Source organism: Thermodesulfobacteriota bacterium, from assembly GCA_040753795.1.
Taxonomy (GTDB): Bacteria; Desulfobacterota; Desulfobacteria; order Desulfobacterales; family Desulfosudaceae; genus JBFMDX01.
This window is the reverse complement of sequence record JBFMDX010000016.1, coordinates 1-18516: the sequence shown is the minus strand read 5'-3', so window position 1 is coordinate 18516 and position 18516 is coordinate 1. Positions and strand designations below refer to the sequence as shown.

The 18516-nt window shown below is 57.5% G+C and carries 19 protein-coding genes; 9 read left to right on the top strand and 10 right to left on the bottom strand.

The genetic code is table 11. The annotated features are described in order from the left end of the window. Positions 1–177 precede the first annotated feature (177 nt). The 5 genes from AB1724_15880 (at position 178) to AB1724_15860 (ending at position 6631) form a co-directional block, all read left to right on the top strand. A complete protein-coding gene (locus AB1724_15880) occupies positions 178–1197 on the top strand; it encodes an ABC transporter permease subunit (GenBank protein ID MEW6079287.1) in 1020 nt (339 codons plus the stop codon). Next, on the top strand, positions 1194–2240 hold the full coding sequence (locus AB1724_15875; GenBank protein MEW6079286.1) for an ABC transporter permease subunit: 1047 nt from the start codon (positions 1194–1196) through the stop codon (positions 2238–2240). Before AB1724_15880 ends, AB1724_15875 begins: the two co-directional genes overlap by 4 nt. 497 nt (positions 2241–2737) lie before the next feature. Next, entirely contained in the window at positions 2738–4636 is a 1899-nt protein-coding gene (locus AB1724_15870; protein MEW6079285.1) for an extracellular solute-binding protein, read from the top strand. Positions 4637–4641: 5 nt separating this feature from the next. Then, positions 4642–5649: an ABC transporter ATP-binding protein gene (locus tag AB1724_15865; GenBank protein ID MEW6079284.1), complete on the top strand. Its 1008-nt coding sequence runs from the start codon at positions 4642–4644 to the stop codon at positions 5647–5649. Further along, a complete protein-coding gene (locus tag AB1724_15860) occupies positions 5633–6631 on the top strand; it encodes an oligopeptide/dipeptide ABC transporter ATP-binding protein (protein MEW6079283.1) in 999 nt (332 codons plus the stop codon). Before AB1724_15865 ends, AB1724_15860 begins: the two co-directional genes overlap by 17 nt. Before the next feature lie 15 nt (positions 6632–6646). Here the strand turns inward: AB1724_15860 and AB1724_15855 are convergent, their stop codons facing one another. The 3 genes from AB1724_15855 to AB1724_15845 form a co-directional block, all read right to left on the bottom strand. After that, on the bottom strand, positions 6647–7840 hold the full coding sequence (locus tag AB1724_15855) for a PLP-dependent aspartate aminotransferase family protein (protein ID MEW6079282.1): 1194 nt from the start codon (positions 7838–7840) through the stop codon (positions 6647–6649). A gap of 99 nt (positions 7841–7939) precedes the next feature. Beyond that, positions 7940–10816, bottom strand: a complete 2877-nt coding sequence (locus tag AB1724_15850) for an insulinase family protein (GenBank protein ID MEW6079281.1) — start codon at positions 10814–10816, stop codon at positions 7940–7942. Positions 10817–10926: 110 nt separating this feature from the next. Continuing rightward, entirely contained in the window at positions 10927–11217 is a 291-nt protein-coding gene (locus AB1724_15845; protein ID MEW6079280.1) for a putative quinol monooxygenase, read from the bottom strand. Positions 11218–11478: 261 nt separating this feature from the next. Between AB1724_15845 and AB1724_15840 the strand changes: the two genes are divergently transcribed. The 4 genes from AB1724_15840 (at position 11479) to AB1724_15825 (ending at position 15392) form a co-directional block, all read left to right on the top strand. Next, positions 11479–12459, top strand: coding sequence for a BtrH N-terminal domain-containing protein (locus tag AB1724_15840; protein ID MEW6079279.1), 981 nt, complete (start codon positions 11479–11481; stop codon positions 12457–12459). An 89-nt stretch (positions 12460–12548) separates the two neighbouring features. After that, positions 12549–12944 carry a hypothetical protein gene (locus AB1724_15835; GenBank protein MEW6079278.1) on the top strand — a complete coding sequence of 132 codons (396 nt, stop codon included), beginning with the start codon at positions 12549–12551 and terminating at the stop codon, positions 12942–12944. 6 nt (positions 12945–12950) lie between these two features. Next, positions 12951–13859, top strand: a complete 909-nt coding sequence (locus AB1724_15830) for a hypothetical protein (GenBank protein MEW6079277.1) — start codon at positions 12951–12953, stop codon at positions 13857–13859. A gap of 12 nt (positions 13860–13871) precedes the next feature. Then, entirely contained in the window at positions 13872–15392 is a 1521-nt protein-coding gene (locus tag AB1724_15825) for a hypothetical protein (protein MEW6079276.1), read from the top strand. Positions 15393–15433: 41 nt separating this feature from the next. Here AB1724_15825 and AB1724_15820 read toward each other — a convergent pair whose 3' ends face one another. The 7 genes from AB1724_15820 to AB1724_15790 form a co-directional block, all read right to left on the bottom strand. Then, complete coding sequence (locus AB1724_15820; GenBank protein ID MEW6079275.1) at positions 15434–15937, bottom strand: hypothetical protein; 504 nt, start codon at positions 15935–15937, stop codon at positions 15434–15436. Between the two features lie 152 nt (positions 15938–16089). Beyond that, positions 16090–16428 (bottom strand): toxin-antitoxin system HicB family antitoxin, encoded by a 339-nt coding sequence (locus AB1724_15815; protein MEW6079274.1) that lies wholly within the window; start codon positions 16426–16428, stop codon positions 16090–16092. Then, entirely contained in the window at positions 16403–16747 is a 345-nt protein-coding gene (locus AB1724_15810; GenBank protein ID MEW6079273.1) for a toxin HicA, read from the bottom strand. The genes AB1724_15815 and AB1724_15810 overlap by 26 nt, the downstream gene beginning before the upstream one ends. A gap of 125 nt (positions 16748–16872) precedes the next feature. Continuing rightward, positions 16873–17133, bottom strand: coding sequence for a Txe/YoeB family addiction module toxin (locus AB1724_15805; protein MEW6079272.1), 261 nt, complete (start codon positions 17131–17133; stop codon positions 16873–16875). After that, on the bottom strand, positions 17133–17375 hold the full coding sequence (locus AB1724_15800) for a type II toxin-antitoxin system Phd/YefM family antitoxin (protein ID MEW6079271.1): 243 nt from the start codon (positions 17373–17375) through the stop codon (positions 17133–17135). Before AB1724_15800 ends, AB1724_15805 begins: the two co-directional genes overlap by 1 nt. Positions 17376–17578: 203 nt before the next feature. Beyond that, positions 17579–17992, bottom strand: coding sequence for a DUF6794 domain-containing protein (locus tag AB1724_15795; protein MEW6079270.1), 414 nt, complete (start codon positions 17990–17992; stop codon positions 17579–17581). A gap of 402 nt (positions 17993–18394) precedes the next feature. After that, positions 18395–18516 (bottom strand): IS3 family transposase (locus AB1724_15790; GenBank protein MEW6079269.1); only part of this gene is annotated, 122 nt, incomplete at its 5' end.

Sequence of the window (18516 nt, the reverse complement as noted above, 5' to 3'; positions counted from 1 at the left end):
CGGGGTTGGTCGTCCTGTCATTTCGACCAAAGGGAAAAATCTCATCTGTCCAATATGTTATATTTTAGAGATTTCTCGCTACGCTCGGAATGACATTGTTCGGTTTCTTTCCGTTCTTCCTTGTCCGCGAGCCGGATTTGCGTTATAAAAAGTGAATCGGAGTCACAAAATAACGTTATGACCACGTACTTTATCAGGCGACTGCTGCTGGTGGTCCCGACCTTTTTCGGGGTCACCGTCCTGGTGTTCTGCGTCACCCGCTTTGTGCCCGGCGGGCCGGTGGAACGCATGATCGCCGAATCCTACCGCCTGCAAAGCATGGAAGCCGGTCCCGGACGCCGGGACGGCAGCCAGCCCCTGTCCCGGGAACAGATCGAGTACCTGAAACAATATTACGGGTTTGACAAACCGGTGCTGGTAGCCTACGGCCTCTGGATGAGCAGGGTGCTCCGGGGCGACCTGGGCACTTCCACCCGATACTACGATCCGGTCTGGGAAATGATCCGGCAACGCATCCCCATCTCCCTTTATTTTGGTATTCTTTCCCTGATCCTGATTTACGGGGTCTGCATCCCCCTGGGCATGGCCAAGGCCGTCCGTCATAAAAGCGGGTTCGACAACATCTCCTCCCTGGCCGTTTTTACGGGGTACGCCGTTCCCGGATGGGTACTGGGCATTCTGCTGCTGATGCTGTTCGCCTCCCGGTGGGATATTCTTCCCCTGGGCGGACTGACCAGTCATGGCTTTGCCGGCCTGTCCCCGGCGGAGAAAATCCTGGATATCGCCCGGCACACGGTTCTCCCCCTGACGGCCTACGTCATCGGATCCTTCGCGGTCATGACCTTTCTGATGAAAAACACCCTCATGGACAACCTCTCGGCCGATTACGTCCGCACCGCCATCGCCAAGGGGTTGTCGTTCAGGCAGGCGGTCTTCGGCCATGCTTTGAGAAACAGCCTGATCCCCATTGCCACCAGTTTCGGCAATAACATTTCAGTTATACTGAGCGGCTCCTTTCTCATTGAAAGCGTCTTTAATATCAACGGCATGGGCCTGCTGGGCTATGAATCGGTCCTGGAGCGGGACTACCCGGTGGTCATGGGCATCCTGGTCATCTCGTCCCTGCTGTTTCTGATCGGCAACATCCTGTCCGATATCTGCGTCGCCATGGTCGACCCGAGGGTGCGTTTCCAATGATCACCATCAGCCCGTTAACCACCAAAAAAATCAGGCGATTCAAGTCCCTCCGGCGGGGGTACGGCTCCCTGATCCTGTTTGGCGGGCTGATCCTGCTCTCCCTGGCGGCCGAGCTGGTCATCAGCAACCGGGCATTGGTCGTCTGTTACGAAGGAAAATTCTTTTTCCCCACTTACGGCGACATGATTCCCGGGACGGTCTTCGGTCTGGACTATGCCTATGAAACCAGTTACCGGCAGCTGGCCGAGCGCTTTGCCAGCGAAAAGTCGGGCAACTGGGTGCTGATGCCGCCGGTGCCTTACAGCCCCTATGAAAACGACTTTATTGCCGGTCATTACCCTCCGTACCCGCCGTCACTGGCCCGGAAACACTTCCTGGGCACGGACACCGCCGGCCGGGACGTGCTGGCCAGGCTGGTCTATGGTTTCCGCATCGCCGTGTTTTTCTCCTTTGCCCTGCTGGCCGCCTCTTACGTCGTGGGGGTGGCCCTGGGCAGCGCCATGGGCTACTTTGGAGGAAAGTTCGACCTGTTTGTCCAGCGGCTCATCGAGATCTGGAGCAACATGCCCCTGCTGTATGTCATCATTATTATCTCTTCGGTGGTCGTGCCCAGCTTCTTCATGCTGCTGATCATCATGGTGACCTTTGACTGGGCCGGCCGCACCTGGATCATGCGGACCGTCACTTACCGGGAAAAGGAACGGGATTATGTTCTGGCCGCGCGCTCCCTGGGCGCGTCCGATGCCCGGATCATTTTCTCCCACATCCTGCCCAACACCGTTTCCATCATCGTCACCTTCGCCCCCTTTTCAGTGGCCGAGGGCATCATCGCCCTGACCTCCCTGGACTACCTCGGGTTCGGCCTGCCCGCTCCCACGCCCAGCTGGGGGGAACTGCTGCACCAGGGCTGGGCCAACCTGAGCGCCTGGTGGATCGTCTGCTCGGTGGTAGGGGCCATGATTCTCACCCTGACCCTGGTGACCTTTATCGGCGAGGCGGTGCGGGAAGCCTTTGACCCGCGGATGCATACGGTTTATGAATAGAAGTAAGCAGGCTTTGGAAAAGTGTTTTTGTTCGCGCCCCGACCCTTCCGGGGCCGACATTGTTTCGTCACCCCGGCCCCCGAGCCGGGGTCCAGGAAAGATAAAGAATATCAGTTTTACACTGGATTCCGGGTCAAGCCCGGAATGACGATGTAAAGACTTGTGAGGAATAATATAAAACGATCCTGAATGTCATTTAGGATGTCCTGATGATAATCAGTAAATCACAAATTGACGACATAATGACTTCATGGGAAGCCGCTCCGGTGAGCGCCTTTTGAGCCTGTTGGGAAATAGTCGGTTACAACCGGGTGCGTCAAGAATTTCTCGCTGTTTGAGGGCGAAGCCCGAGTTCGAGAAATTCAGCGGCCGGTTGTAACCGACCCCAAAAGGGTCACGGCGCGAACCAGAGTGGCTCCCATGAAACCACTAAAGTTATTCCGGACAGTTAACAAAAACGAACGAAACGGGATAATACGTTGAAAGGGACAACTGATATGAAGAAGCCCAGAATCCTTTTACTCATCCTGCTGGCACTGTCCATGACGCTGATCAGCGCCTGTTCAACAGACAAGGACAAAACCCAGGCCCAGGCCCCGCCGGCGGAACCGCCCAAGCCCCTGCTGTCCGTTCCGGCCCCTTTCCGGGCGCCCATCGACCCCGCCGGCCCGCCGCCGGGCCTCCAGTGGCTGACCAACGAAAGCGATCCGGTTTACGCCTCGCCGGAAGCGGCCAAGGGCGGCGTCCTGCACCTGGCCGTCACCGCCTTTCCCCTGACCTTCCGGGTGGTGGGACCCGATTCCAACAGCAGTTTCCGCAGCGCCATCCTGGACAACCAGCTTTCCCTGATCTCGGTCCACCCCAACACGGAAAACATCATCCCGGAAATCGCCACCCACTGGGCCTTCGGCGACGACAAGAAAACCATGTATTTCAAGCTCAACCCGGAAGCCCGCTGGTCCGACGGCGTACCGGTGACCGCCCACGACTTCGCCTACACCCTGGAGTTCATGCGCTCCAAACACATCGTCGCCCCCTGGTATAACGATTATTACACCCAGGAGATCGACCGGGTAATCGTGTATGACGACCACACCCTGGCGGTTGTTTCCACCAAGGCCCAGCCCGATCTCCACCTGTCCATCGCCCTGTCCCCCACGCCCGGCCATTTTTACGGCGAGTTGAACGAGGGTTTTACCCAGGACTTCAACTGGAAAATCGCGCCCAACACCGGCCCATACCAGATAACCAATTTTGAAAAAGGAAAGTTTGTCGAATTCACCCGCAAGGCGGACTGGTGGGGCAAAGACCAACGCTACTTCCAAAACCGCTTCAACGTCGACAAGGTCGTTTATACCGTGGTCAAGGACTACAGCATGTCCTGGGAGTATTTCAAAAAGGGGCAGGTGGACGTGTTCGGCCTCACCGTGCCGGACTACTGGTATGAAAAGTCAAAAACCCCGGTGGTGGACAACGGCTATGTGAATAAAATCTGGTTCTTCAACGACACGCCGCGATCGGCTTCCGGCCTGTGGCTCAACCAGGACAAACCGATCTTCGCGGATAAAAACGTCCGATACGCCTTTGCCCACGCCATGAACATCGAAAAGGTCATCGACACGGTGCTGCGGGGCGACTATTTCCGCCTGGAGCAGGGCTTTGTGGGGTACGGGGATTATACCAACCCGGATGTCAAGGCCCGGCGGTATGACCTGGAAAAGGTCGCGGCCTGCATGAAGCAGGCCGGCTGGGAACGGGGCAGCGACGGCATCTGGCAGAAGGACGGCAACCGCTTTTCCGTGGACGTCACTTACAGCAGCGAGGATCACACTCCGCGGCTGGTGGTTTTGAAAGAAGAGGCAAAAAAAGCGGGCGTGGAGCTGAACCTGCGTCAGCTGGATCCCGCCGCCGCCTACAAGCAGGTCCTGGAGAAAAAGCACGACGTGGCCTGGATGGGCTGGAGCACCTCCCTGCGGCCCCAGTACTGGGAGCATTTCCATTCGGTCAACGCCCACCAGCCCCAGACCAACAATATTACCAACACCGCCGACCCGGAAATGGACCGGCTGATCGAAGCCTACCGCAACAGCCTGGACGCCCGGGAGCGGCAGGAATTGTCCAGGCGAATCCAGGTTCTCATTAACGACGCCGGCTGCTTTGTGCCGACCTTCATGGTGCCTTACGTGCGGCAGGCCTGCTGGCGCTGGTGGCGCCTGCCCCAGCCGCCGGGGACAAAACACACCGAGGATCTGTTTGATCCGTTTAACGACGTCACGGGCGGCCTGTTCTGGTTCGACCAGAAACTATACGAGGAAACCCGTCAGACCATGAAGGACAACCTTCCCCTGCCGCCCGTGACCATCGTCGACAAGACCTTCCTGGCCGGGGAGAAATAACGTCCTTGGAAAATCGACCGCTCCTGACCGTTGACGGTCTGACGACCTCCTTTGAAACCGAGGCCGGCCGCCTTCCCGCCGTAGACAACGTTTCTTTCCGTGTCAACCGGGGAGAAATGCTGGGACTGGTCGGCGAATCCGGCTGCGGCAAGAGCGTCACCGCCCTGTCGGTCATGCGGCTGCTGCCCAAACCCGCGGGCCGCATCGACGGCGGCCGGATCCGGCTGGACGACATCGACCTGATCCGTCTGCCGGCCGAAGAGATGCGGCATATCCGGGGCGGCCGGATCTCCATGATCTTTCAGGAACCCATGACGGCCTTGAACCCGGTGCATTCCATCGGCCGGCAGCTGCGGGAGGTGTTCCGGCTTCATGAAAACCTGCGGGACCGGCGCCGGGCCGATGAAAAAGCCGCCGGCCTGCTCAAGCAGGTGGGCATTCCCGATGCCGGGCGGCGGCTCTCGGAATACCCGCACCAGATATCCGGCGGCATGCGCCAGCGGGTCATGATCGCCATGGCCCTGGCCTGCGATCCGGAACTGCTCATCGCCGACGAACCCACCACCGCCCTGGACGTGACCATCCAGGCCCAGATCCTCGACCTGATCAGGGGACTGCGGCAACAGAGGAACCTGTCGGTGCTGCTGATCACCCACGACCTGGGCGTCATCGCCGAGACCTGCGACCGGGTCTGCGTCATGTATGCCGGGAAAATCGTGGAAACCGCCGACGTGCTGGCCCTGTTCCGCGCTCCGGCCCATCCTTACACGCAGGGGCTGCTGGCGTCCATTCCGAGGCTGGAGAGCGAAAGGAAAACGCCCCTGGCGGTCATCCCCGGCATGGTCCCCGCCCTGTCCGAACTGCCGCCGGGCTGCCGCTTCCAGAACCGCTGTTTCCGGGCGGAAGACATCTGCCGCGTCGCTGAACCGCCCGTCATCACCGTGGCCGACGGCCATTTCGCCGCCTGCCATTTCGCCGTACCGGAAGGAAAACAGCATGCCGCCGCGACCTGACCCCCTCATCGACGTCTCCGGGCTGAAAATGCATTTCCCCATTCACGGCGGCCTGTTCCTGCGCCGGATCGGCGCCGTTCACGCCGTGGACGGTGTCTCCTTTTCCATCTTTCCCGGCGAAACCCTGGGGCTGGTGGGCGAATCCGGCTGCGGCAAGACCACCCTGGGCCGGTGCCTGCTGCGTCTCCACAAGCCGACGGCCGGCCGCATCCTTTTTGCCGGACAGGACATGGCGGCCGTCAGCCGCGCCGACCTGCGGCGCCTGCGCCGGCACATCCAGGCCATTTTCCAGGATCCTTACGAATCCCTCAACTCGCGTCACACCGTCGGGTATATACTGGAAGAACCGCTGAAGATCCATGCCGTGGGGGATAGAAACTCCCGAAAACGGGAAGTGCGGGCGCTGCTCGACCGGGTCGGCCTGCCCGCGGCCGCGGCCGACCGTTTTCCCCACGAGTTCAGCGGCGGTCAGCGCCAGCGGATCGGCATCGCCCGGGCCCTGGCCCTGAACCCTCGGGTGATCATCTGCGACGAGCCGGTCTCGGCCCTGGATGTCTCCATCCAGTCACAGATTTTAAACCTGCTGCTGGAGCTGCAGCGCGAAGCCGGGTTTACCAGCCTGTTCATCGCCCACGACCTGGCCGTGGTCCGGCATATCTCCGACCGGATCGCCGTCATGTACCTGGGGAAAATCGTGGAACTGACCGACGCCGAGGCCATTTACCGGGCCCCCCGCCATCCTTACACCCGGGCGTTGATATCGGCCATCCCGGTACCGGACCCGGCCGTTTCCGGAAAAAAGCAGGTCCTGACCGGAGACGTGCCCTCGCCGTCGGCTCCGCCGCCGGGCTGCCGCTTTCACACCCGCTGTCCCCACGTCATCGATCGCTGCCGGATTGAAGAACCGATGCTGCTGCCGGCGGACGCCGCCGCAAACGACACGGATCACCTGGTCGCCTGCCACCGGGCCGGAGAGATATAGAGGGAAACGGCCGGCCTATTCCCCGGCGCCGGCCAGGGCCTGCTCGAAATCGGCGATAATGTCTTCCACGTTTTCAATGCCGACGGAAAAACGGATCAGCCCGTCCTTGATGCCCAGTTCCTGGCGCTCGGCCTGGGTCTTGTCATAATAGCTGACGGTGGCCGGATGCGTGATCAGGGCTTCCACCCCGCCCAGGCTGGGGCCGATGCTGGCGATCTGGAGCCGGCCCAGGAAATCGAGCACATACTCCTTGTCATCTTTGACCTCGAAGGTCACCACCGCGCCGAAACCCTTCATCTGGCGTTTGGCCACATCGTGATGCTGATGGCTGGGCAGCCCCGGATAGTAAACGCGCCGGACCTGGGGGTGTTTTTCCAGGTACTCGGCCACGATCTGCCCGCTCCGGTTCAGCCGCTCCATGCGGAGTTCAAAGGTTTTCAACCCCCGGATCAGGAGGTAGGAGGAGTTGGGATCGATCACCCCGCCGGTGATTTTCAGGTATTCACGGATACGGCCGGTCAGTTCCAGATTATTGCCCAGCACCACTCCGCTCAGCAGGTCGTTATGCCCGCCCAGATACTTGGTGGCGCTGTGGATGACGATATCGACCCCGAACTCCAGCGGTTTCTGGTTGTAAGGCGTGGCAAAGGTGCTGTCGGAAATCACCAGGATGCCCCGCTTCTTGTAAATCCCCATCAGCCGTTCCAGGTCCATGATGTTCAGGTAGGGGTTGGTCGGTGACTCGGAGAAAAACAACCGGGTATTCGGCTTGATCGCCTTTTCCATGGCCTCGTAATCACACATCTTGACGATAGTGCACTCGATGCCGAAGTCCTTCAGGCAGGTCAGGCAGAATTCCAGGGTCCGGCGGTAGGCGTCATCGGTGATGATGATATGATCACCGGTCTTGAGCAGCGCGAACAGGGTGGTGGTGATGGCGCTCATGCCGGATGAAAACAGGATGGCATCTTTGGCGTCTTCCAGGGCCGCCAGTTTCTTTTCGGCCGCCAGTTCAGTGGGATGGCCGTAGCGGCCGTATTCAAACCGGCCGATAACCCCTTCGGCCAGCTTGCGGACCTCCTCGACTCCTCTGAAGATAAAAGTGGATGACTGCACAATCGGCGTGGTCACCGATCCGTATTCATTGTAGCGGACTTCGCCGGCATGGACGGACAGTGTCGATATCCCCTGTTTATTCGTATTTCCCATGGATACCCCTTTCTTCTTGCGACAGATGACCGGCCTGCCGGGATTCCGGCGACCGGAGCGATCAATTCCCTGGAAATATAACTGAAACCGTGCCTTCCCTCAAGGATTAATTTGGGCCTCCTCCGGCCGGACAATAATACGAACGCACCGGGAATCAGCCAGGTACCGGCGGACCAGGCCCGTCATTTCATCCGTCGTCACCGACTGGTAGTCATTGATGAAATTCCGGCTCCAATCCAGTCGCTCCGGATGAGACCGGCACCCGGACAGGACGCTGCGCAGCCAGTAGTCGTTGGTTTTGACCAGTTCCCGGATGCCGGTCAGAATGGGCTCCCGGGCCCGCTCCAGTTCTTCCGGCGTGACCCCGTGGTCGGCCAGATCGGCGGCAATGGCCCGGATCCGGTCAATGACCGCTTCTTCCGCCCCGGGCTTGATTTCAGCCGCGGCGTGGAACACGCCGTAACCCGGGTAGGCCTGGGAGGGGTCATGATAGGCATACTGGCTGTAAGACTGGCCGTCCTCTTCCCGGATAATCCGGCGCATGCGGTCGGAAAAAACGTGCGACAGCACCATGAACCGCCGTGTCCGCCCGATATCCCAGAAATCATCGGTGGGCCAGGCGACTTCGACATAGGCCTGGGGAATTTTCGTCGGCACCGTCAGGGTTTTCGCTTCGCCGGCCGGGACCGCCGGGTTTTTACGGGAATCCGGTCCCGGGTTGGCGTGGACCGGCTGCGTCCGGCCGCCGAAATAAAGCGCCGCGGCCTCCTCGACTTGGGACGGATCAAAATCCCCTGCCACGGATATTTCCGGCAGCGACTGCTTCAGGGCTTCGGCCATCCAGGACCGGATGTCATTGAGGCTGACCTTTTCAAAGGCGGTAAAATCGGGCGGCAGCCCGAACCGGGAGTCACCCCCGGCCAGGAACCGGTCGCCTTCCAGGGGCATGGCCCCGGCAATGGTCTGCCGCAACTCGTCATGCTCCTGCCGGAACCGGTCCAGGGTCAACAGGTAAGCCTCCTCCCGGCAGGTCCAGTCGTTAAAAAAAGCGTAAAACAGCTGAAACAGCAGCCGCACTTCGTCCGAAGCGCACGAGCCGGTGACCAGGAACCGGTCCTCCTCCACGGAAAAAGCGATGCCCGCCTTTTTACCGGCCAGGGCCAGCCGCATTTCTTCCTTTTTCATGCCGCCGAAGCCGCTCTCGTTGACTGTTCCTTCGCCCAGTTCGCACAGGGCCGGCAGGTTCTCCGGCTCGGCCGATTCACCCCGCCCGAAACGGATCTCGGCCACGACCTGGTTGACTTTAAAATCGGTCTTCTTCATGTTCAGGCGGACCTGGTTTTCAAAATCAACCCGGGTAACACCGATATCCGCGTCGGTAACTTCCCGGGATACCCGGCCTTTTGTTTGCGGATCCGGCAGGTAGGGGAAAGCCTGCACGGCCTTTTCCTCCGGCTTCTGAACGGACGTTTTCAGGCTGGCCTCATAAACCGACCGGATGTTCTCCTCCGGCCCGGCGTCTCCGCCGATGACTGCGTTGCCGGTGACAAGAATCTGCCGGGCATCCGGCTCCCAGGTCTTCACCAACGCCTCATGGAGCATCTCCGGTGTCAGGGCTTGGGCCACCGGCGCCAGCAGATCCCGCTCCTGTTCCGGTGACTGGAACACCCGTTCCTGGGCCAGGCTCATGACAATCTGGCCGGCCAGGGCTTCGCTTTCCCGGGTCGGCGCCTGCCGCACGGCCCGGTCCATTTCCGCCAGGGACTCCCGCCTGACACGGTCCACTTCGGACCGCGTAAACCCGTGGACCAGCGCGGCCCTGATCACCTGTTCCACCGCGGTCAAGGCGCTCTCCCATTGATCCGGCGCGGCCGTAGCCGATATCGAGGCATATTCATAATGCTGCATCGCCCGGCCGGCCGAGGCCACGGCCGACGTGAACGGCGGATCCGGGCTTTCCTCCAGCTCATTGAGCCGGTAGTTGACGATGCGATAGGCCATATCCCGGACAAACCGTCTTTTCTTCTCTTCCGCCGAGTCCGGCGGTTGCGGCGCCTGAATCAGCGTCTCCAGAGACACTTCCGTGGCGCCGGCCTCTTTTTCATAATGATACAGGGCCGTCACGCCCTTATGCGCGGTGGTTCCGATATCCGGAACGGGCGCTGCCGGCGCCCTGGTGTTCATGGCCGCGAAGGCGGCCCTGAGTTCCGTTACGGCCGTGTCCGGGTCAAAGTCACCCGCCATGACCAGGGTCATCCGTTCCGGACGGTACCAGGTATCGTAATAAACTTTCAAATGATCCCGGCCGGCGGTCTGTAAAACCTCGTCAACACCGATGGGATAGCGCCTGACCAGTCGGGAACCGGCCAGTTCAAAGCCAAGCGAGGCCGTGAACGTCCGGTAAGAGACCGTATCCCGTTCACGCTTTTCCGCCAGAATGACGCCGCGCTCCTTTTCCACCTCGGACTCCAGAAGCAGGGCGCCCTGGGCATAGTCGACCATGACCCGCATGGCCTGCCGCAAATGTTCCACGTCTCCGGAGGGCAGATTCAGATCATACACCGTCCGGAAAAACCCGGTCTGGGCGTTGGCATCGTTGCCGAACCCCATGCCGATGGACTGAAAATACTTGACCAGTTCGCCGGGCGGGAAATGCGTCGTCCCATTAAACAGCATGTGTTCCAGGTAGTGGGCCAGGCCCTGCTGATCATCGGCTTCGTGCATGGAACCGGCCTCAATCATCAGGTGCAGAATAACCCGGTTTTCGGGCCGGCTGTTTTTCATCAGTACGTAGCGGAAACCATTCTCCAGCGCTCCGGTAACCAGCGCCGGATCCGGCGGCAGATCACCGGGCTCCGCCTCGGGAGCGGCTGACCGGTCAACCCGACAGAGATCCGGACAGCAGCCGGGAACAGCGACATAACCCGCGCCCCACATCACCAGCAGAAAAACCAGGGCAACCCGCCTGGCAGTCATTTGTCTTAGGTCAGTCAATTGTTTCATGGCAACAAACCCGGCATCTTATCGCACCTTACACCTTAAACCTTGTACCTTAAACCTTACACCTTGGACCTTGCCCCTTGTCGTTAAATCGCGTCCACTTCATCATACATCTCAATAGCGGCGGGCCCGTCCAGCAGGGGCGCCAGTGCCTTGAAAGCCTGTTTGAAATAATCGGTGGAGCTGTGGGCCACCAGGGCCTCGACCCCGGTGTATTTTTCATAAAACAGGAACACGGACGGATCCTGCTGGCTCCGGTTCAGGGTATAGACCAGCGTACCCTCTTCATTCTTCACCTTCGGGATCAACCCCTTCAAAATCCCGGCCACTTCTTCCGCTTTTCCCGCCTGAGCCTTCAGTTTCGCGATAACGACCATTGGACAACCTCCCTTTCCGGTTTTCTTGCGGTTAATCAACACCGTCCTTAAGCCGGTGATGATCCAACTTGCCTTTTTGTCTGTATCATTCAATAATACCATTATAAAAAGGTTCCGGTCACGATGCGATACCGTAACCTTTTTGAAAGATAATTCATAATATATGACAAGAACAGGGAAAAACAACCACCATCCAACGGTTACACCTAAGGGCCTCATGAAAAGCTGAAAATTCAGCGGCGCCCGTACGGATCACGTCTTATGATAATGCTCCCGGTCAGACACACCCCCGGCAGACACTGCGGCAGCACCGGCATCCGCGACCTGGTCAATTTTCACGGCCTTGATTATGATGAACCCCTCTGTTTCGGCATCGGCGCCGGCATGGGATTGTGGTATCTCAAAAGCGGCCGTCTGCCGGCCTCCCGCATGATCCATGTCCGCTCCCTGGATCTGGAAAACCAGTTTTTCACCCGTATCGGGACGCCTTTTGAGTGGCAGTATTATGCCGACGGGGCTGAAAGCGAAACCGCCCTGCGCTCATGCCTGGACAGGGGACTGCCGGCGATCATTCAGACCGACATCTTTCATCTGCCCTACTACGGCTCCAGTACTCACTTTCCCGGGCACCTGATAACCGCCTGGGGGTATGATGACGGTCGGCGTCTTTTTTTCGTTACCGACACGGAGCGTCCGGAAATCCAGGAGGTTCCCTTTGACAACATGAAGGAGGCCCGCTTTTCCGGCGGCGGCATTTTTGATCTGCGGGGAAACCTGTTCGCGCCGGAAACGATCGCCCCGCCGGCCGACCTGCCGGATGTTATCCGCCGGGCCATTGTTTTCAACAGCCGCGTGCTCCTGGATGACGGCAGTGACCTGCAGGGGCTGCGGGCACTGGCCGCCTGGCAGGAAGACCTTGACCACTGGCCCGGCTTTGACGACTGGCAGTGGACCGCCCGTCTGGCCTACCAGATCATCGAAAAACGGGGTACCGGCGGCGGCGGTTTCCGGCTGATGTACCGGGATTTTCTGGCCGCCGCCCGGGCCCTGCTTCCGGGTGTCATAACGTCCGAACTGGTCGAGCGGATGGAACAGACAGCCCTGGCCTGGACGGCCCTGGCCGCTGCCCTGAAAGCGTCTTCGGAAAAAGAGGCCCCGGATTTTTCGGAGGTCAATGAACGACTAAGCCAGGTGCGGGAATGTGAAGCGGCTTATCATGAATCCGCCGTCAGACTGCAATGATGCCATCCGATTCCGTGTATTAAAACCTTTTTGACTTTAGGCCACCTCTCAAAATGGACGTCATGCCGGTTAATCAAGCAGCGCCCTCGTTGAAACGGATAATCGTCACCGCTGTCCTCTTCGGGCTGGCGGTCGCCGCCGGCGAGCTGACCTTCGGCAATCGCGCCTTTCCGCTGAATGTCTGGTATTTTGAAAAAATTGCCGCCTGGAAGTGGAGCCTGCCCGTGCACCTGGCCGGCTTCCTGTGGCTTCTGGCCTGTGAGCGGGTGCTCAAAAACCGCCCGGCCCCGGCGCCAATCGCCCTGGCCTTCCTGTTCTTCCTGGCCGGCGAAACAGCCAACTGGTATGTCCTGAAATTATTTGAATATGCCGGCGACGGGCCGGTGGAAAAAGCGCTTTCCTTCTGGATCGTCATGGCCATGTACGCGGGCCTGTGCGCCGGCGCTATCCTGATGCTGCGGGCCCCCGACCGGCAGGAAGGATGAACGGATTTGAACGGAAAAGCGGCAGCGTCCGTGGGCAGATACAGTAGAATGGAAGAGGCCCCGGGAGAAATCCCCCCCGAAGCGGCCGGCCTTGACGACCGCACACCGGGGGGCGTCTACCTCTGCCAGGTCGGCCCGGCGGTTTCCTGCGGGGCCTGCTGCGGTCTTTACAATGTCAGGGACCTGTCCCGGGAAAGCCTGACCCGGATGCTCGCCGAGCGGACCGAACGGTTTTCCCAGGTGCCGCGGACCATCGAGGCCATTGACCGGTTCGGGGGTGACATGCTTCACGCCGAAGATGAAAGGCGGCCCATGAAAGACTTCCACCATTGTCCTTTCCTGGGTCTGATCGGCTCTGAAAAGGGCACCGTGGGCTGCCTGCTCCACCCCCTGGCCGACGGTAATGCCGGCATCGACTGGCGGGGCTTGAGCTACTACGGGGCCTATGCCTGCGCCACCTATTTCTGCCCCGCCTGCCGTGATCTGGCCCCGGCCCGTAAACGGCTGATCCGGCAGGCGGCCGACAACTGGTACGACTACGGGCTGATGATCACCGAGACCGACCTGCTGGACGCTTTTTTCGACCAGGTGGAAAACCGGCTGGGCAGGCCGCTGGACGACGCCGATTCCAGGCCGGAATCCGACGCCTGCGGCCGGATCAGAGAATTCCTGGCGGTCAAAGCCACCTGGCCCTTCCGTGATCCCGACCGGTTCCGCGCGGCCAACTTCTTTTTCGACAAGAAAGATTATCAGCCGCCGGCCATCGATTTCAAAGGGCTGGGCGTAGACGGCTCGCCCTGGGCGCCGGTGCTGACCGCCCTCTGGTCGGCCTTGCCCGGCCTGGCGGCCTTAAGACAGGCCGAGGTCCTGCTGAACCGGATGGCCGACGCCGCGGCAGCGGCCCTGGAAAGATAAGGGGGAAAGATTATGATCACAGAGGTTACTGACAGACGCCATTTCAACGCCGCCGGTTTGAAAAGCGGCGTCATTCATGTCGCCGCCCTGTTGATTCTGGGCATGCTGCTGGCCGGCCAGGCCATGGCCTACGATTTTGCCGATGCCGTCCGGGACCTGGACCCGGAAGGGAAAGGCCGGGACGTTTCCATCCGGTACATCCATTTCCTGCAGCGGTTTGTCAGCCTGGCCGACAAGGATGAAAACGCCCGGGCCGTTTTTCATCTGATCCGCGAAGCCTTCATGAACTTTGACCTGTCCCGGCTCTATAAAAGCGATTATTTCACCCAGTGGGAAAACGGGTTTTACGGCATCTCCGTCCTGGGGGACATCTGTCCGGAGCGGATCGATCTGGCCGCCATCCCCCATGAACAAATGGGGGACGCCTGCCTGGACGGCAAGGGTTTCGGCAGCTTTACCGGCGAATTCGCCATCCGGAAGAATCTCAATCCGCCCGCCGGCCGCCTGTCGGATACCATTACCGCCAATGGGACCTGGCTTTCCGGTGATATCAGCTGGGTCCACATCACCCGGCTGCTGGACAACCTGATGATGGTCATCGATCCGGACAACCTGGACCTGCTGAGGCGGCAGCGGGGGATCAAACCGGGCGCGTCGTTTGATGTGACGGACGTGTTCCGGGAAACCTTTCCCCGACTGTTCGTCGACATGAAAGTGCTGGAACTGTCCAGTTCGGCGGTCGTCAAAACCGCGGACGGCTGCCGCTACACGGACTTCACCCTTAATGTCGGCTCGGACCCCGACGGCATCGAGGCCCGCTTTCCCCTGGTGGCCAAATTCATGGAAAAAATGAACAAGCACGGATACGCCGAACTGGTCCTGAAAGACAAGCAGGGCCGGACCCTGCTGGAGCTTTTCCTGGGGGCCCAGCGGGACTTCTTCCGGCTCCGGGTCCGTACCCGCGGCGGCATGGTCATCCCCGTGGACACAGCCGCGGACGCGCCCTTCCCGGCCGAGGCTTTTGCCGTCCACCAGTTGGCGAACTATGCCTGGGAGCCCCGCCTCAACATGACCGGCCGGGCCCTGGGGTTGAAAATCGCCATTTCCGACCAGATCATCAGCGGCGAATACGCCACCGACGGATCGACCATGCGCCTGGCGCATAAAATGATCAACAAACCGGAGGTCGAGATATCCGGCGCCGTGCTGGGGATCATCCCCATCAGCGTCATCGACCTGGTCATTCCGGAAACGGTGAATGGACTGGCCAATGATTTTAACACGGTCATGTTCCAGGCCAACCGGGGTCAGGGGACGTTGTTCGAGGCCCAGTGGGATATGCGGGAACCGCAGAGCGGCCGCCTCTGCTGGAAGGCGCAGACGGAACTGCCGGACAATGATTTCATCCGCATCGGCATGAAGTTCTTCGCCCGCATGTTCCTGATGGATGAAAAAACCTTCGACGAATTCCGGCACCTGATATCAGCCGGCATGGAGGCATTTGCGCAGGATCTCCAGTCAATGGAGGTTTAGCGCCGGAAGCGGCCGGCAGGCGGCACCCGATTCGTGTTCCGCTAAATTTTTCTGCTGTCGTAGGCCCAGTTCAGTAACGCCTGTCTCTGCTTCGGCCGGCAGTCTGAATCTCCCGGGCCGCAATGTCTGGTAATCTGAGCCACATGCCGCTTCATTGCCTTCCACCGTTTTATCTGGCGGTCATCATCCGGGCACCTTCTGCCCATGTAGTACCGGCAATACCATTGAAACCAGCCGCGGGGATCTTCATGATAGATCCAGCCTTTTTCCCGCCAGACGGACAGCGGCTGAGAAGCATTGACGCCAAAGAAATTCAACCGGGGGTCATGACGCTCACGGCACAGTCTGGCATGGATGAACCAGTCTTTCGGGAACTCTTCTCCGCAATCGGTCATGTATTTGCCGCCGAAAACCCCCATTGCCAGCATCTGCTTCGGCGTCAACTGGGGAAGAAAATCCGGATGAAAATTGTCCCCGGCAGGAGCCGTCAGGTCATACGAATAATCTTTCTGCATCAGATCATTGACGGTTATTTTTATCTTCATCGTCCTGCCGGTCGAAGGGCGACCGCCAATGGGAGCCAGGGCTTCCATTGACTTTCTTAAAGATGATTAATGTGCGGGTTCCCCCTACTTTTCAAAATCCGACTGTCCTGACTGTCCTTTGGGCTGACTGCTTGTGTGGCGTACGTCTTCGATTATTGACTTAGCTTAGAACTGACAACACGATTAAGGCTGACGCCGGATTCGGCTGCTTGAATAGCCAACTTCCGATGGACATCTGGCGGAATTCTGACCATGAACTTCCCACTGAAATGTTTATTTGCGATAGGTTCAGGAACGGGTTCATTATTTCCGCTCATATCCAGTATAACATCAGATACCAGGTTCCTAATCCCTTTCAGAGCCTTTTCAGGTGTATCTTCAAGCCAGCTTAAACCTGGAAATTCAACACATAAGCCGACATACTCACCGTCATCTTCGGACCATGTCACTCGATATGTATATTTATCATTCTTTGGTGCTTTTTGTGCCATAATTCACCTCCAGCATTTCAAGAGCCAAAAGCACCTGCTTAACCTGGTAGGCTTTGGCTTTACCTTTATCGTTTTGAATATTTATCCCTGGATTACCTTGCCATGGTGTTCGATAAATTCGATGGCTACTTTTCTTCTGCCGCGCCTCACCGAAATAATGATCCCAAATTTTGCATAGTTCCGAAAATCGAACATCTTTCGGGTTCTGTTGCATTTGCTTCAGTATGTCATCTATTTTTGTCATTTCTATTAAAGTATCACTATTGATATCATTGTCAAGAGTTGATTGATTTGGGGACGGTACTTGTTTTCCACACAACGGCGGCCACCACCGGCGAGCAGGGTTTGCGGACTTCGCTAAAGTGAGTTCAACAACAAACTATGCCAAAACCAAGGCGGCCCGCCCCTGCGAGTCCGTGTGAGTGGCGTTGTTATGCCAAAAAATTATTCGTAATGAGTCCACATTCGTATAATCTTAACTGTTTTTTCAGCCTCAAGAACTTGATAGACAAGACGATGTTGAATATTGATGCGCCGGGAATACGCCCCTGATAAATCACCCAATAACTTTTCATAGGGAGGAGGTGTCATAAAAGGATTTTCACGCAAAACCTCAATCAACATCTCTGCTTTTGGTCTTAAACCAGCAGAGGAAATTTTTTTTGCATCTTTTTGCGCTTGCTTTGTGTAAACGATCAGCCACATTACCAATCAAGTTCCTCTGTACACTCCTCGACGGGGGTGGCTAAACCGTCTCGTATTGATTCCCGCATACCTGAAATATTCAGGAGATAAATTGTTTCTTGTATAGAGCGCCAGTCATCCTCAGAGATAAGCACTGCATTACCGCGTTTGCCTTTAATAATTATTGGCTCATGGGACGCAGTGGTTTCATCGATCAGGCCATAGAGTTTTGACCTTGCTTCTGTGGCAGTTAATGTCGGCATGATTTACCTCTTATAATAAAATTTTCGAGCCTATCCATATGTACGTTATTGCGTACGCTTTGTCAAGCTTTTTTAAGATGCTGGTATAACGTCGGCTGCCAGGGGCGACCAGGGTTTCCACCGACTTCCTTAAAGATGTTTATTGTTCAATCCCACCGGTTGTACAAAAAAGCCGACCCTGGTTGTCCCTTTGAGCTTCTTTGTTAGCCCTCATTTTGCAACGCCTCCCAGACTTTTTCAATGATTACCATTGAAGCATCATCCGGGTGGCATCTATTTCCACAGGCATCTTCTCGCAACTGATCATTTCCCCGCCAAAGACCATAGTGGTTTCTGATTCCCGTTCCCCATCCATGATGAAACAGAATAAGATCATCTTTTTTAGTGTTGCGCACGGTTTCCTTGTCTTTGTCGGACAGGGACGAAATGATATCTTTCACAGTTGCATCAACTGTGGTCGGCCAATTGTCTGGACCGAGTGTCTGTTTCTCCGCACTCAATTTTGTTTGTTTCATTGTATCGGCCGGTTGTGCAAGTTCTTTAGTCGGCGTTGTCGAAGCAGCACAACCTGTAAATATGATCAAAAGAAACAAAATACTAAATTTCGTTCTATGCATGTGCATTCGCTATACCGAGGGTTAACGCCGGAATTGTGGGGCCGCCGGGCGCTCCACTGAATAATAACGAAGACCGCCGGCCCCGGCGGTCCCACACCAATGACATGTTATACCAGTTAGAGTACGCCTAACAACAAAATGACAACACAAAATGCAAAGCAAATATTGATTGAGAAGTATAATTTTTTTAATTTTTTATCCCCCGTTGACTTGTATTGCTCAGAACAAAATTTAAAAAATGCAAATCTGGGCGGGTCTAATAAACCTGGCGGTTTGTAGCCTTGTTTTTTCAAGTATTTATAAGTTGTGTAAATAAGCACATAATAAATTATGCCACCCATAAAAAATAGTATCATCGAGATGTTTATTGGCACCATATCCTACATTCTTTAAAGGTTGGTCTTACCCACAAAAAGTGGACACGGTTAATTGGTTGTATCGTTGTTCATATTCATGCGGGCTGACATAGCCAATGGCAGAATGGCGCCGCTGCCTGTTGTAGAACATTTCGATATATTCAAATA

Bases quoted from the DNA above. Each gene is read 5' to 3' on its own strand.
- AB1724_15880 (MEW6079287.1), top strand. From the start codon at position 178: ATGACCACGTACTTTATCAGGCGACTGCTGCTGGTGGTCCCGACCTTT.
- AB1724_15875 (MEW6079286.1), top strand. From the start codon at position 1,194: ATGATCACCATCAGCCCGTTAACCACCAAAAAAATCAGGCGATTCAAG.
- AB1724_15870 (MEW6079285.1), top strand. From the start codon at position 2,738: ATGAAGAAGCCCAGAATCCTTTTACTCATCCTGCTGGCACTGTCCATG.
- AB1724_15860 (MEW6079283.1), top strand. From the start codon at position 5,633: ATGCCGCCGCGACCTGACCCCCTCATCGACGTCTCCGGGCTGAAAATG.
- AB1724_15855 (MEW6079282.1), bottom strand. From the start codon at position 7,840: ATGGGAAATACGAATAAACAGGGGATATCGACACTGTCCGTCCATGCC.
- AB1724_15850 (MEW6079281.1), bottom strand. From the start codon at position 10,816: ATGACTGCCAGGCGGGTTGCCCTGGTTTTTCTGCTGGTGATGTGGGGC.
- AB1724_15845 (MEW6079280.1), bottom strand. From the start codon at position 11,217: ATGGTCGTTATCGCGAAACTGAAGGCTCAGGCGGGAAAAGCGGAAGAA.
- AB1724_15840 (MEW6079279.1), top strand. From the start codon at position 11,479: ATGATAATGCTCCCGGTCAGACACACCCCCGGCAGACACTGCGGCAGC.
- AB1724_15825 (MEW6079276.1), top strand. From the start codon at position 13,872: ATGATCACAGAGGTTACTGACAGACGCCATTTCAACGCCGCCGGTTTG.
- AB1724_15820 (MEW6079275.1), bottom strand. From the start codon at position 15,937: ATGAAGATAAAAATAACCGTCAATGATCTGATGCAGAAAGATTATTCG.
- AB1724_15815 (MEW6079274.1), bottom strand. From the start codon at position 16,428: ATGGCACAAAAAGCACCAAAGAATGATAAATATACATATCGAGTGACA.
- AB1724_15805 (MEW6079272.1), bottom strand. From the start codon at position 17,133: ATGTGGCTGATCGTTTACACAAAGCAAGCGCAAAAAGATGCAAAAAAA.
- AB1724_15800 (MEW6079271.1), bottom strand. From the start codon at position 17,375: ATGCCGACATTAACTGCCACAGAAGCAAGGTCAAAACTCTATGGCCTG.
- AB1724_15795 (MEW6079270.1), bottom strand. From the start codon at position 17,992: ATGCATAGAACGAAATTTAGTATTTTGTTTCTTTTGATCATATTTACA.